The following is a 14,668-nucleotide window of genomic DNA, read 5'->3' on the forward strand; positions in this document are numbered from 1 at the left end:
GAGGTACAAGCTATGGCTGAGGAAAAAAAGGGATTTTTCAAACGATTAAAAGAAGGGCTTAGTAAGACAAGAAATAGTATCGTAGACAGTTTTTCTTCCGTGTTCGGAGCATCCCATATTGATGATGATTTTTATGAAGAACTGGAAGAGACATTCATCATGGCTGATATGGGATATGAGACAACGGAAAAGGTGATCGAAAACCTGAAAGAACGTGTCAAGGAGGCCAGGATCAAAGAACCTGCGGCATGCAAGGAACTGATCATCAATATCATAAGAGATCAGATGATGGTGGATGAAAGTGCATATGATTTTGAAAAGAAAAAATCAGTTATACTTGTGATCGGTGTAAATGGTGTTGGTAAGACAACTACGATCGGTAAGCTGGCAGCCCAGTATAAGAAGAGCGGTAAAAAGGTTCTGATCGCAGCAGCTGATACATTCCGTGCAGCCGCAATCGATCAGTTAAAGACCTGGGCGGATCGTGCAGGTGTAGAGATGATCTCTCATAATGAGGGCGCAGATCCTGCGGCAGTTGTATACGATGCGGTATCTGCTGCAAAGGCAAGAAATACCGATATTTTATTGATCGATACAGCCGGAAGACTTCATAATAAAAAGAACCTGATGGATGAGCTGGCTAAGATGCGCCGCATCATTTCCAGAGATTATCCGGATGCAAATGTAGAATCCTTGATCGTGTTAGATGGAACGACCGGACAGAATGCATTAGAGCAGGCAAGACAGTTCAGCAATGTAACGGAGATTGATGGTATCGTGATCACAAAGCTAGACGGTACAGCCAAGGGTGGTATCGCGATTGCAATTCAGGCAGAATTGAATGTTCCGGTTAAATTTATCGGAATCGGTGAGAAGATTGACGACTTACAGCGTTTTGATCCGTCCGCATATGTGGAAGCACTGTTCTCAGGCTTTGACGAAGACCGAAGCGAGCTTGACATTCTTATGGATGAAGCTGATCTATAATTATGAAAATCGTGCAGTTTATTCAAGTAACTGTTAGAAAATAAAAAAGTAATGACAATGGTGGATAATAACTGTCTGAATATGAAATACAGAAAAAGGAGACTGACAATGGCAGAAGAACTTACATTAGAAAAATTTGAAGAGGCATATAATATAATTAAAAAAGTTGTTTTACCAACAAAGCTGGTAGAGAGCGAATATTACAGCAACCTGACAGGGAATAAAGTATTTTTTAAACCGGAAAATATGCAGCTTACCGGAGCGTATAAGATCCGTGGAGCATATTATAAGATCAGTACACTGACAGACGAAGAAAGACAGAAAGGTCTGATCACTGCATCAGCCGGAAATCATGCACAGGGTGTTGCATATGCAGCAAAAGCATATGGGGTAAAAGCAACGATCGTTATGCCATCGTCAACTCCTCTGATCAAAGTAAACCGCACCAAATCATATGGTGCAGAGGTTATCTTATATGGAGATGTATACGACGAATCCTGCGCATATGCATTAGAGCTTGCAGAAGATAAGGGTTATACCTTTATTCATCCATTCGATGATCTGGATGTTGCAACCGGACAGGGCTCTGTCGCAATGGAAATCATCAAGGAGCTTCCGTTTGTAGATTATATTCTTGTTCCGATCGGTGGTGGCGGACTGGCTACCGGTGTATCTACACTGGCCAAGATGATGAATCCGAATATCAAAGTGATCGGTGTAGAACCCGCAGGCGCAAATTGTATGCAGGTTTCTTTGAAGAATAAGAAAGTAACGACACTTCCAATGGTAGACACGATCGCAGATGGTACAGCAGTTAAGACTCCGGGATCAAAGATCTTCCCATACATTCAGAAGAATCTGGACGGTATCATCACAGTAGAAGACAATGAACTGATCGTCTGCTTCCTTGATATGTTGGAAAATCATAAGATGCTGGTTGAAAATTCCGGTCTGCTTACTGTTGCAGCCTTAAAGCATCTGAATGTGAAGGGACAGAAGGTTGTCAGCATCTTAAGTGGCGGTAATATGGATATGATCACATTTGCATCCTTAGTACAGCACGGATTGATTGCCAGAAGCCGTATCTTCACAGTTTCAACCTTGCTTCCGGATAAGCCGGGCGCATTGATGAATATTTCCAAGATTATTGCAGATTTACAGGGAAATATCATCAAACTGGAGCATAACCAGTTTGTATCGATCAATCGTAATTCGGCAGTTGAACTTGTGATCACACTGGAAGCATTTGGTCCGGAACATAAGCAGCTGATCATTAATACGCTCGCAGAACATGGTTACAGACCAAAGGAAAAAATGACAACAGGAATTTATAATTAATGATAAATGTAACTGTAAACGGAACAGAACAGATCAAATGTAATAAAGGAGATAATCTGTATCAGGTACTGACTGCGGCAGGATATGTCTTCGCAGGAAACTGCGGCATGAAAGGACGCTGTAACCGGTGTCTGGTATGGAATCAGGATACTGGCAGTTTTGTAAAAAGCTGCCAGTACATTGTAGATAGGGATATCTCGATACGGCTGGAGGAAGAACAGCTTACCGGTATTACAGGGCATAAGATGAATCTGCCAACCGAACAGAGAAAGAAGCCTGTTACTTCCGCATATGGCATTGCCATTGACATCGGTACGACTACGATCGGTATGGAGCTTGTGGATCTGAATGAGAAAGCAGTTAAATGCTCATTCAGTACGCTTAACTCACAGATCGCGACAGGTGCTGATGTCGTAGCGAGGATTCAAGCGGCAGATACAAAGGAAGGTCTGGAGCATCTGCGGTCACTTTTGTTTTCGGATATTCAAAAGGGTGTTGACCATATGCTTATAAATACGCCGGAAGCTGTAGATCATATCCGCAGATATGTTCTGGCAGGAAATGCAACGATGCTTTCGATCGCAGAAGGGCTTACGACAGAGAATCTGTTTGGATATCCGTTTACACTTAAGAATTCGGATATCCGGGTGATAGAACAGAATGACTTTATCGTTTCTCCATCTTTTGAGAATGCGGCTTCGGATGTTATCTGTCTGCCGAATATTGCGGCATTTTCCGGCGCAGATATTGCAGCAGGCGCAGTTGCCGCAGAGATTGATCGTGATTTCTCATATCGTATGCTGATTGATCTTGGAACAAACGGGGAGATCATTCTCTGTAATAAGGAATACGGAGTGGCGACCTCTGCTGCCTGTGGTTCAGCGTTTGAAGGATGTTTTCGTACAGCAAATGTATTCGGTTCGAATATATTTGACATGCTGGCATTATTGTTAAAACGGGGACAGATGGATGCGGAAGGAGTGCTTGCGGAACCGTATTTTGAATCCGGTATCTCGATGGGAAGCAACATGAAGATTGACATGGAGACGATTCGGGCATTTCAGCTTGGAAAATCAGCAATTCTTTCAGGAATCATGATGCTTGTAAGAGAGATCGGTATTGAGCTTTCCGATATTGCTGAAGTCTGTATTGCAGGAGGCTTTGGATTCCATCTAAATCTGACAAATGCAGTAACACTGGGACTATTCCCGCAGAGCTTTCAGGGGAAAATGAAGGTTCTTGGCAATACTTCACTTGAGGGCGCATATTTGTCCTTGATTGAACCGGGTTTTATTGATACAATAAACAGGTTTAAAGAGAAGATCCGGTATGTGGATCTGAGTAATCGTTCGGATTTTAATACAATATATATCGAGCATCTGCCGTTTCGGACATATTAGACCGGAATAAGTATGAAAGATAGAGTAAGCTGATATTCTGGAAGCTTTTTCATACATTTTGGAGATGCAGAGTTGAGGCGTAGAATATGGAATTACTGAGTATTGCCAGTGGTAGCAGTGGAAATTGCTATTATGTAGGCAACGAAGAGACACATCTGCTTGTTGATGCAGGCGTAAGTGGTAAGAAAATTGAAACAGCATTAAATGAGATCGACCGGAAACCGTCAGATTTGGATGGAATTCTTGTAACACATGAGCATATTGATCATGTAAAAGGACTTGGTGTTATGGCGAGAAAGCATGGCATACCGATCTATACAACAGGGGGAACGATCTCTGAGATTAAGAAAATGTCGTCCGTTGGAACGATTGATGATAGCTTGTTTCATGAGATCGAACCGGATGAACCATTCATTATTAACAATCTGTCGATCGATGCATCAGCGATCTGGCACGATGCCGCTGATCCGGTATGTTACAGTATCAGTGACGGAAAAAGTAAATTTTCCATTGCAACGGATATGGGGAATTTTGATGACTATGTTGTAAATAAATTAAAGAATTCCGATATCATGGTGATCGAAGCAAATCATGATATACGGATGCTTCAGGCGGGACCATATCCATATTATCTGAAGCAGCGTATTCTGGGAAACCGCGGACATCTGTCCAACGAGCGTTCCGGACAGTTAATAAAAGCATTGTTAAACAGTCATATCAAAGCAATCCTGCTTGGTCACCTGAGTAAGGAAAACAATTTTGAGGAATTGGCATATGAGACGGTAAAGCTTGAGCTTTCAGATAATGAATATGCATCGGATGTCAGGGAATTCGGTCTTGAGGTAGCGAGACGCGATCGGCCCGGTGCTTTGCTCACAGTCGGAAATTAATGATAATGAATTGTTCATCAGTTATAAAAATACTATTTGAAGAAGATTCTTTTGCATATCAAAAGAATTTATTATAAAACCAAATAAATGGTGATATATAGGAGGATACATACATCATGAAAAAAAGAATTATTACAGTAGTTGGTAAAGACAGCATCGGAATCACAGCAAAGGTCTGTGTATACCTTGCAGAGAACAGTGTCAATATCCTTGATATTGCACAGACAATTGTAGGCGGGTACTTCAATATGATGATGGTCGTTGATATACAGGAATCTTCAAAGTCAACAGAAATTATCGCAAATGAACTGAAAGAGATCGGCGATGAGATTGGTGTACAGATTAAGGTACAGCATGAGAAAATCTTTGAAACCATGCACAGAATCTAAGATTTAGAAAAGAAATAGGCGAAAAGAGGTCACACTATGATTAGTATAAATGAAGTAATTGAAACCAATGCCATGATCAGCAAGATGAATCTGGATGTCAGAACGATCACAATGGGTATCAGCCTGTTAGACTGCGTTGGTGCGGATGTAGGAGAAACCTGTGAGAAGATCTACACCAAGATCACAACAAAGGCAAAGGATCTTGTATTTATCGGAAATGATATCGGAAGAAAATATGGTATTCCGATCGTAAATAAAAGAATCTCAATCACACCGATCGCATTGATCGGAAGTTCTGTTTGTAAGTCAACAGATGATTATGTAACGATCGCAAAGACATTGGATAAGGCTGCAGATGCCGTAGGCGTAAACTTTATCGGTGGTTATTCCGCTCTTGTATGTAAGGGCATGACTCCATCCGATGAACTTCTGATCCGTTCCATTCCGGAAGCACTTGCATGTACCGGTAAGGTATGCAGCTCTGTAAATGTCGGTTCTACAAAGACAGGTATCGATATGGATGCTGTAAAACTGATCGGTGAAATGGTAAAAGAGACAGCAGAGCTTACAAAAGAGGAAGATTCCCTTGGATGCTGCAAGTTCGTAGTATTCTGTAATGCACCGGATGATAACCCGTTTATGGCTGGTGCATTCCATGGCGTTACAGAGGGCGATTGCGTTATCAATGTCGGCGTCAGCGGTCCCGGAGTTGTTAAGAGTGCATTGGAAGAAGTTCGTGGTGAGAACTTTGAGGTTCTCTGTGAAACGATCAAGAAGACAGCATTTAAGGTTACAAGAGTTGGACAGCTTGTTGCAAAGGAAGCATCCGAACGTCTCGGTGTTCCGTTTGGTATCGTAGATTTGTCACTTGCACCTACACCCGCAATCGGAGACAGTGTTGGTGAGATTCTTGAGGAGATTGGTCTGGAATATGCCGGTGCTCCGGGAACTACAGCAGCACTTGCTTTATTAAATGATCAGGTAAAGAAGGGCGGTGTTATGGCTTCTTCTTATGTTGGTGGTTTAAGTGGTGCATTTATCCCTGTCAGTGAAGATCAGCGTATGATCGATGCGGTATCAGCAGGTGCACTTTCTCTTGAAAAATTAGAGGCAATGACCTGTGTATGTTCAGTTGGACTTGATATGATCGCAATACCCGGTGATACATCAGCAGCTACCATTTCCGGTATCATTGCAGATGAGATGGCACTCGGTATGATCAACCAGAAGACAACGGCTGTACGTCTGATCCCTGTTATCGGCAAGGGCGTTGGCGATCAGGCTGAATTTGGCGGACTGCTTGGCTATGCGCCAATTATGCCTGTCAACCAGTTTTCATGTGAAAAATTTATTAACCGTGGAGGCAGAATCCCTGCACCTATCCACAGTTTCAAGAACTAATTATATATAACGGAGAACAAAATGAGAAAGCTTGCATTATCAGATGAGATTTTAATGAGTATCGAAAAACCTGCCAGATATATCGGAGGGGAATATAACAGTGTCATGAAGGACAAGGAGCAGGTCGATGTCAGATTTTGCATGTGTTTCCCGGATGTGTATGAGATCGGAATGTCCCATCTCGGCATCCAGATTTTATATGACATGTTCAACCGGAGAGAAGATACCTGGTGTGAACGTGTCTATTCTCCGTGGCCGGATCTGCATAAAGTTATGAAAGAACAGCACATTCCGTTATTTGCACTGGAGTCTCAGGATCCTTTAAAAGAGTTTGATTTTCTTGGAATCACTCTTCAGTATGAGATGTGTTATACGAATATCTTACAGGTGCTTGATCTGGCAGAGATTCCGATCTGGTCGAAGGATCGGGAAAAGGGTGATCCGATCGTGATCGGAGGAGGTCCCTGTTCTTATAATCCGGAACCGATCGCTGATTTCTTTGATATTTTCTATATCGGAGAGGGCGAAACAGTGTATGGTGATCTGATCGAATTATATAAGATCTATAAACATTCCGATATGACAAGAGAAGAATTCCTGATCAAGGTGTCACAGATTCCGGGGCTTTATGTGCCGGCTCTTTATGATGTCACTTATCATGAGGATGGAACGATCGCATCCTTTGGACCGAAATATGAAGGCGTTCCAAAGACGATTCTGAAGCAGGTGGTTACGGATATGTCATCCGCTGTCTATCCTGAGAAGCCGGTTGTCTCTTATATGAAGGTCACACAGGACCGTGTTGTATTAGAGATCATGCGGGGATGTATCCGTGGATGCCGGTTCTGTCAGGCAGGGATGATCTATCGTCCGACCAGACCAAAGGATGTAAACGTACTGAAACATTATGCAGAGGCTATGTTAGATAATACCGGTCAGGAGGAGATTACCTTCAGTTCGTTAAGCTCCAGTGATTATCAGTCACTTCCGGAGCTTACGGACTGCTTGATCGAGAAGATGGACAACAATCATGTCAATATCTCCCTTCCATCCCTCAGAATCGATGCATTTTCCCTTGATGTTATGCAGAAGATTCAGGATATCAAGAAGAATTCCCTGACATTTGCACCGGAAGCCGGAACACAGCGATTAAGAAATGTTATAAATAAAGGTCTGACAAAAGAGAATATATTAAACGGTTCGTTACAGGCGTTCCTTGGCGGCTGGAATAAGGTCAAGCTGTACTTTATGATGGGACTTCCGACAGAGACTTATGATGATATTACAGGTATTGCAGACCTCTCAGAGGAGATCAGTGAACTGTATTTTGCAAATATACCAAAAGAGAAACGGGATGGTCGTGTCATGGTATCGGCTTCCGCATCTTATTTCGTACCAAAGCCATTTACACCATTCCAGTGGGCGCCGATGATAACACCGGAGGAATTCCAGAAGCGTGCGTATTTTGTTAAAGATAAATTCCGTGAAGCAAAGAACCACAAGAGTCTGAAATTCGCATACCATGAAGCGGATATCACCATCTTAGAAGGTTTGCTTGCCAGAGGTGACCGTAAGCTCTGTCAGGTAATCTATGATGTCTATCAGTCCGGACAGATTTTTGATGCGTGGACGGAATATTTTGATAAATCAAACTGGGACAATGCGCTTGAAAAGAATCATATTGATATCGGCTTCTATACCTATCGTGACAGATGTGTAGATGAGATCCTCCCGTGGGATTTCATAGATATCGGAGTGACAAGAAAGTTTATGGAAAAGGAATGGGAGCGCGCACAGGCAGAGGTCGTTACACCAAACTGCCGGATGAAGTGTTCCGGCTGCGGCGCAGCGAAGTTTGGAGGAGGTGTTTGTTTTGAAAATAAGAATTAAATACTCCAAACTTGGAAATCTGAAATTTATCGGTCATCTGGATGTCATGCGTTATTTCCAGAAGGAGATCCGCCGGGCAAAGCTGGATATCAGTTATTCCAAAGGTTATTCTCCACACCAGATCATTTCATTTGCAGCACCGCTTGCACTTGGGATTACATCGGATGGTGAATATTTTGATGCAGAATTTAATTCTGTGACAACTTCGGCTGAGATGATCGAAGCTTTAAATGCGGTATCCGTTGATGAGATACATGTTACGAAATGTGTGCAGATCCCGGAGAATGCAAAGAATGCTATGTCGATCGTTGCTGCATCGGATTATGAGATCACATTCCGGGAGCAGAATGATCTCAGTGAAAAACTGCTTGCTTCCGTTGAAGAGTTGAATAAACAGGACGAGATCATTGTATTAAAGAAAACAAAAAAGAGTGAAAAAGAAGAAAATATCCGTCCGGGTATTTTAAAGCTGGAACGGAGAGGTGACAGTATCTACATGCTGTTACAGACCGGAAGTGTCTATAATCTGAAACCGGAATTAGTGGTAAAGGCATTATATGACCTTTGCGGTGAGACCTATGATTTCTTCCAGATCTATATTCACCGACTGGAAACGTATTATGACAAAGACGGCTCGTTACAGCCGCTTTATATGGCAGGTGAAGAATTCTGATGAATAAGCTTGTAATAACAAATTATGAAGATCATATACTGGAAGCTCTTTATTCGGATGGAAAGCTGTCAGATCTGATGTTATTTGATCGACAGTCCATCTTATCGAATATCTATGTCGGCAAGGTGGAAAATATCGTGTCCAATATAGACGCAGCCTTTGTCGATATCGGTACAGGGCTTCCGTGCTATTATAGTATCACTGATAATAAACATATATTTTTAAATGCAAAAAAAGATTCTGTGTTAAAAGCCGGAGACGAGATTCTCATACAGGTAAGCAAGGATGCGATCAAGACAAAGAATCCGGTCGCTACGTCGGAAATTGAATTGAAGACAGAAAATCTTCTTGTGAATACATCAGGCAGGATTGGTATATCCGGGAAGATCCGAAAGAAAGAGACAAGAGATCATCTGCACCAACTGGCGAAGAGAGTATTGCCGGATGGATTTGGCTGTATCTTACGAACTGTCTGTCAGGAGCTGCCGGATAAAGTTATATTGTCGGATTTAAACGAACTATCTGAAAAATTAGAACAGATCATACAGACAGCAAAGACCAGAACCTGTTATCCTGTCTGTATAAAAATGATGCGGAATATCTCGATTATTTTATATTAAAGCATAATGCAGGGCTTCAAGAGATCGTAACGGATCAGAAGGCGGTATTTGATGAATTCGAGACCTATCTGTCAGAGAAACAGATTACGGATGTGAAGCTTACCATGTATAATGATAAGAACTGTAATCTGCTGACTTTATATAATCTGCCAAGAGATCTGGAAAATCTGAAAAAGGAACGGGTCTGGATGAAGTCGGGCGCATATCTGGTGATTGAACAGACAGAAGCGATGGTCGTGATCGATGTAAATACCGGTAAATCGGTCGATAAACATTCTTTTGAGGAACATTTGCTCCGTATCAATTCTGAAGCGGCAGTCGAGGTATGCAGACAGTTAAGACTGCGGAATCTGTCGGGGATCATCGTAGTTGATTTTATAAATATGAAGCAATCGGGCTCAATGGATATTATAAAAGATATCCTTGAACAGGAGCTGGCAAAGGATTCTGTTCCGGCAGCATTTGTGGATGTTACTAAGCTTTCTCTGGTAGAATTGACCCGAAAAAAAATTCGCAAATCGTTGAAAGAACAGTTGACAAAATAAAACCAAAATGGTAGAGTGTACTAGTGTGCCGCACAGTGAGGTATAAGTTCGCATATTTTTATGCGACACCACAACTGGCGAGTTTGATTAAGGAGGTAAACCCTATGTACGCAATTATAGCAACAGGCGGTAAGCAGTACAAGGTAGCTGAAGGAGACGTAATCAGAGTTGAGAAGCTTGGAGCAGAAGCTGGCAGCGAAGTAACATTTGACGACGTTATTTTAGTAAGTACTGATTCAGACGTTAAATGTGGTGATGCAGTTGCAAACGCAACCGTTACAGCATCTGTAATTGGTGATGGCAAGGCTAAGAAGGTAGTTGTTTACAAGTACAAGAGAAAGACTGGCTATCATAAGAAGAATGGTCACAGACAGGCTTATACACAGGTTGAAATCAAGTCAATCAACGCATAATCTGTTATGATAAAGGTAACCATTTATAAAAACGCTAATTCAGACACAATGGGATTTTATGTATCCGGTCATGCAGGATATGCAGATTCAGGATCTGATATCGTATGTAGTGCTGTATCGGCACTTGCGATCACGGTTGTGAATTCTGTTGAACGCTTTTGTGAGGAAGCATTTCATGTAGACAGCGATCAGAAAAACGGAGATATGAAGTTTCTGTTTGATGAACAGCCGGGACATGATGCCTTACTGATCATGGGAGTGTTTGAGACAGGTATTACGGATATCAGTGAATCCTATAGTGATTTTGTTTGTATAACCTTTAAGGAGGTGTAATTGAAATGATGAAGATGGAACTTCAGTTTTTTGCTCATAAAAAAGGTGTGGGTTCTACTAAGAACGGCAGAGATTCCGAGTCTAAGAGATTAGGAGCTAAGCGCGCTGACGGTCAGTTCGTTAAGGCTGGAAACATCCTTTACAGACAGCGTGGAACAAAGATTCATCCAGGTCTTAACGTTGGTATCGGCGGAGATGATACATTATTCGCTACTGCTGATGGTATCGTTAGATTTGAGAGAAAGGGTAGAGATAAGAAGCAGGTTTCTATTTACCCTGTAGTAAATGAGTAATATTACTTAGTTTATGCATGTTATTAGCCGGAGTAAATATAGTTTATTCCGGCTTTTTCTTTACATACGGATGTATGTATAAAGGAGGAAAGCAATGTTTGCAGACAGAGCCAGAATATTTATCAGAGCAGGAAAAGGCGGAGACGGACATGTATCCTTCCGTCGTGAGAAATACGTGCCGGACGGAGGTCCGGATGGCGGAGATGGCGGCAAAGGTGGAGACGTGATCTTTGTAGTAGATGAAGGTTTGAACACCCTGACTGATTTCAGACATATAACAAAGTACAGAGCACAGGATGGCGAACCGGGCGGTAAGAGAAACTGTCATGGCGCAAATGGTGCAGATGTTGTATTAAAAGTTCCGCCAGGAACTGTCATTAAGGATTCTGAGACAGGAAAAGTGATCCTTGATATGGCAGATAAGAAAGAACCGGTCGTACTGTTAAAGGGTGGACGAGGTGGACGAGGTAACCGTAATTATGTTACGTCAACCATGCAGGCTCCAAAGTACGCACAGCCGGGACAGCCGGCAAAAGAATTGATCGTCGATCTGGAACTTAAGTGTATCGCAGATGTCGGTCTTGTTGGTTTCCCAAGCGTAGGTAAATCAACCTTCCTTGCAAGAGTTACAAATGCAAGACCAAAGATTGCAGAATATCATTTTACGACACTGACACCAAATCTTGGCGTAGTAGATCTTGGTGAACATAACGGATTTGTTATCGCGGATATTCCGGGAATTATCGAAGGTGCGGCAGAAGGTGTCGGACTAGGTCTGGAATTTCTGAGACATATTGAGCGTACAAAGGTCATCATCCACATTGTAGATGCAGCTTCCATCGATGGCAGAGATCCGGTCAATGATGTAAAGATCATTAATGAAGAATTGAAAAAATACAACAAGGATATCGAAAGCCGTCCAACGGTTATAGCGGCAAATAAGATCGATGCCTTAGATGAGATCGGTTACGAGACTGTGATCGAGATGTTAAAGGAAGAATTCGAAAAAGACGGTGTGAAGATATTCCCAATCTCAGCAGTATCCGGTAAGGGTATTTCCGAGCTTTTATGGTATGTCAACGACCTTGTAAAGAATGCACCGGATGATGTAGTCGAATTCGAACCGGAGGTTGATCTCGATTTCCATGATAATCCGGATCTTCCTTTTGAGGTCAGCTACAATGAAGAAGATGACGTATATGTGATCGAGGGACCTCGTATTGAACGTATGCTTGGATATACGAATCTGGAATCAGAAAAAGGATTTGAGTTCTTCCAGAAATTCTTAAAGACAAACGGTATCTTAGACCAGCTGGAAGCGCTTGGAATCGGCGAAGGCGATACCGTTCGTATGTATGGACTGGAATTTGATTATTATAAATAAAGATAAATGTGATAACAAACCGGCAGGTGATTCTGCCGGTTACAGGATATAAGTTAGGAGTATACTATGACAAGTAAGCAGAGAGCATATTTAAAAGGACTGGCAATGAATATCGATCCGATCTTAAACATCGGCAAGAGTTCCCTGACACCGGAATTTACACAGTCTGTAAATGAAGCGTTAGAGGCAAGAGAGCTGGTTAAGATCTCAGTATTAAAGAATTGTCTGGATGATCCGAGAGAAATGGCTTCCATGATCGCAGAACGTACCAAATCAGAAGTCGTTCAGGTCATCGGCCGTAAGATCGTATTCTATCGTCCATCCAAAGAGCATAAGAAGATCGAGCTTCCAAAATAATATGAAAGATCAGAACATGAAGATTGGTATTTTAGGAGGCAGCTTTAATCCGGTTCATAACGGCCATCTGGAGCTTGCAAAACAGGCTCTGGCGCAGTTTGCACTGGATCAGATCTGGCTGATGCCGAATCATATCCCGGCATACAAGAAGTGGGACAGATCGGTTACAAATGAAGACAGACTCCATATGGTAGAGCTTGCAGTAAAGGATCATGACAGACTTCGTTGTTCGGATCTGGAATTACAGCGTGGCGGAGTTACCTATACCGTTGATACACTGGCACAGCTACATGAACAGTATCCGGATACGGAATGGTATTTCATCATGGGTGGGGATTCGATCCTTGCATTTGACAGCTGGAGAGAACCGGACAGGATACTTTCTCTTTCTAAATTGATCGTTACAACGAGAGATCAGATCCAGGCGGAAGATATCGATGCCAAGATCCGGCATTTAAAGAAAATATATGCAGATGCGGATATCAGACAGATGCAGATCCATCCGGTTGATGTGTCATCGTCCGGCATCCGGGAAGCTGTTAAAAACGGACAGGATATATCAGGAGCCGTACCAATGGCAGTATGCCGCTATATTAAGAAATATGGGCTATATCAGACGGATGAAAACCTTGATCAAAACCTTGATCAACAGACAAATAATTGACGCAGATTGGTAAAACAGTATAATATAGTTCAGGAACAATTTACAGGAGAAGGGGCAGAACAATGAACAGACAGGAAATGAGAGAGAAACTTCAGAAGAAACTGACAGATCGAAGATTTGAGCATTCGTTAGGGGTAGAATATGTATCAGGCTGTCTGGCTATGGTACATGGTGTAAATGTAGAAAAAGCACTGACTGCAGGACTGTTACATGATTGTGCAAAGTGCCTTTCACCGGAAGAAAAGATCGAGCGTTGTACGAAGAATAATCTTCCGATCAGCGAATGTGAATATAATAATCCGGAACTCTTACATGCCAAGCTTGGGGCATTCTACGCAAGAGAAAAGTACGATGTAAAGGATCCGGATATCCTGTCTGCGATCGCATGTCATACCACCGGAAAACCGGCAATGAATATGCTTGAGAAGATCCTGTTTGTTGCAGACTATATCGAGCCGAACCGGAAACCATTAAAGGAGATCGAGGAGATCCGGAAGGAAGCATTTACCGATATTGACAAATGCATCGTTCATATACTGAAAAATACTTTATCGTATCTTGAGACCACAACGGATGATACTGATCCGATGTCAATCGATACCTATAATTATTATGTTGCTCATCAATCGGTAGCGGATAAGCTGAAAGAAGACGATATTTAAACAGGCAACATAAATAAACGGATGGGGTACAATATTAAAATCAATATACAGAGCAGGAGGAGCGTCATATATGAATACAGCACAGGAAATGGCAGCAATTGTTTATAAAGCCCTGGATGATAAAAAAGCCTTTGATATTAAGATACTTGATATTAAAAAGATCTCTGCTGTAGCTGATTATTTTGTTATTGCAGACGGAACAAACAAGAATCAGGTACAGGCAATGTGCGACAGTGTGGAAGAAGAAATGCACAAAGCCGGATATTCTTTAAAAAGTGTGGAAGGATATTCACAGGGAGGATGGATTTTGTTAGATTATTATGATATAATTGTTCATATCTTTTCGGATGAGGCACGCAGATTCTATGATATCGAACGCATCTGGAATGATGCAGCCGATGTAACAAAGGATTTACTTTCATAGATATG

At 42.1% G+C, this 14,668-nt stretch carries 16 protein-coding genes and 1 pseudogene; all 17 read left to right on the forward strand.

Going from position 1 to position 14,668, the window contains the following annotated elements; genetic code table 11:
- The first annotated feature begins 12 nt into the window (after nt 1-12).
- The 17 genes and pseudogenes from ftsY (at nt 13) to rsfS (ending at nt 14,663) form a co-directional block, all read left to right on the forward strand.
- Nucleotides 13-987, forward strand: a complete 975-nt coding sequence (gene ftsY / locus DW959_RS05615; RefSeq protein WP_021943902.1) for a signal recognition particle-docking protein FtsY — start codon at nt 13-15, stop codon at nt 985-987.
- Nucleotides 988-1,095: 108 nt separating this feature from the next.
- Nucleotides 1,096-2,325 (forward strand): threonine ammonia-lyase, encoded by a 1,230-nt coding sequence (gene ilvA / locus DW959_RS05620; protein ID WP_021943901.1) that lies wholly within the window; start codon nt 1,096-1,098, stop codon nt 2,323-2,325.
- Nucleotides 2,325-3,725: an ASKHA domain-containing protein gene (locus DW959_RS05625; RefSeq protein ID WP_117807545.1), complete on the forward strand. Its 1,401-nt coding sequence runs from the start codon at nt 2,325-2,327 to the stop codon at nt 3,723-3,725. The genes ilvA and DW959_RS05625 overlap by 1 nt, the downstream gene beginning before the upstream one ends.
- A gap of 86 nt (nt 3,726-3,811) precedes the next feature.
- Nucleotides 3,812-4,615 carry an MBL fold metallo-hydrolase gene (locus tag DW959_RS05630; RefSeq protein ID WP_117822623.1) on the forward strand — a complete coding sequence of 268 codons (804 nt, stop codon included), beginning with the start codon at nt 3,812-3,814 and terminating at the stop codon, nt 4,613-4,615.
- A gap of 116 nt (nt 4,616-4,731) precedes the next feature.
- Nucleotides 4,732-5,004: an ACT domain-containing protein gene (locus tag DW959_RS05635; protein WP_008400881.1), complete on the forward strand. Its 273-nt coding sequence runs from the start codon at nt 4,732-4,734 to the stop codon at nt 5,002-5,004.
- 36 nt (nt 5,005-5,040) lie between these two features.
- The gene (locus DW959_RS05640) at nt 5,041-6,405 is read left to right on the forward strand and encodes a PFL family protein (protein ID WP_021943898.1); all 1,365 of its coding nucleotides are present in this window, start codon (nt 5,041-5,043) and stop codon (nt 6,403-6,405) included.
- A 21-nt stretch (nt 6,406-6,426) separates the two neighbouring features.
- Nucleotides 6,427-8,295, forward strand: a complete 1,869-nt coding sequence (locus DW959_RS05645; protein WP_117822624.1) for a TIGR03960 family B12-binding radical SAM protein — start codon at nt 6,427-6,429, stop codon at nt 8,293-8,295.
- Nucleotides 8,270-8,968 (forward strand): TIGR03936 family radical SAM-associated protein, encoded by a 699-nt coding sequence (locus DW959_RS05650; RefSeq protein ID WP_117822854.1) that lies wholly within the window; start codon nt 8,270-8,272, stop codon nt 8,966-8,968. Before DW959_RS05645 ends, DW959_RS05650 begins: the two co-directional genes overlap by 26 nt.
- A 77-nt stretch (nt 8,969-9,045) precedes the next feature.
- Nucleotides 9,046-10,133 (forward strand): annotated as a pseudogene (locus tag DW959_RS05655) (ribonuclease E/G).
- Between the two features lie 104 nt (nt 10,134-10,237).
- A complete protein-coding gene (gene rplU, locus DW959_RS05660; protein WP_008400876.1) occupies nt 10,238-10,546 on the forward strand; it encodes a 50S ribosomal protein L21 in 309 nt (102 codons plus the stop codon).
- A gap of 6 nt (nt 10,547-10,552) precedes the next feature.
- Nucleotides 10,553-10,879, forward strand: a complete 327-nt coding sequence (locus DW959_RS05665) for a ribosomal-processing cysteine protease Prp (RefSeq protein WP_117807548.1) — start codon at nt 10,553-10,555, stop codon at nt 10,877-10,879.
- 5 nt (nt 10,880-10,884) lie between these two features.
- Nucleotides 10,885-11,172: a 50S ribosomal protein L27 gene (gene rpmA, locus DW959_RS05670; protein ID WP_004850948.1), complete on the forward strand. Its 288-nt coding sequence runs from the start codon at nt 10,885-10,887 to the stop codon at nt 11,170-11,172.
- A 94-nt stretch (nt 11,173-11,266) separates the two neighbouring features.
- Nucleotides 11,267-12,556, forward strand: coding sequence for a GTPase ObgE (gene obgE / locus DW959_RS05675; RefSeq protein WP_117784837.1), 1,290 nt, complete (start codon nt 11,267-11,269; stop codon nt 12,554-12,556).
- A gap of 66 nt (nt 12,557-12,622) precedes the next feature.
- Nucleotides 12,623-12,913, forward strand: coding sequence for a ribosome assembly RNA-binding protein YhbY (yhbY, locus tag DW959_RS05680; RefSeq protein ID WP_021943892.1), 291 nt, complete (start codon nt 12,623-12,625; stop codon nt 12,911-12,913).
- A gap of 1 nt (nt 12,914) precedes the next feature.
- Nucleotides 12,915-13,577, forward strand: coding sequence for a nicotinate-nucleotide adenylyltransferase (gene nadD, locus DW959_RS05685; RefSeq protein WP_117822626.1), 663 nt, complete (start codon nt 12,915-12,917; stop codon nt 13,575-13,577).
- 62 nt (nt 13,578-13,639) lie between these two features.
- The gene (gene yqeK, locus DW959_RS05690; protein ID WP_021943890.1) at nt 13,640-14,239 is read left to right on the forward strand and encodes a bis(5'-nucleosyl)-tetraphosphatase (symmetrical) YqeK; all 600 of its coding nucleotides are present in this window, start codon (nt 13,640-13,642) and stop codon (nt 14,237-14,239) included.
- A 70-nt stretch (nt 14,240-14,309) separates the two neighbouring features.
- Nucleotides 14,310-14,663, forward strand: a complete 354-nt coding sequence (rsfS, locus tag DW959_RS05695; RefSeq protein ID WP_021943889.1) for a ribosome silencing factor — start codon at nt 14,310-14,312, stop codon at nt 14,661-14,663.
- Nucleotides 14,664-14,668: the final 5 nt, after the last annotated feature.

It is taken from the genome of Clostridium sp. AM46-21 (genome assembly GCF_003480025.1).
GTDB lineage: Bacteria > Bacillota > Clostridia > Lachnospirales > Lachnospiraceae > Coprococcus > Coprococcus ammoniilyticus.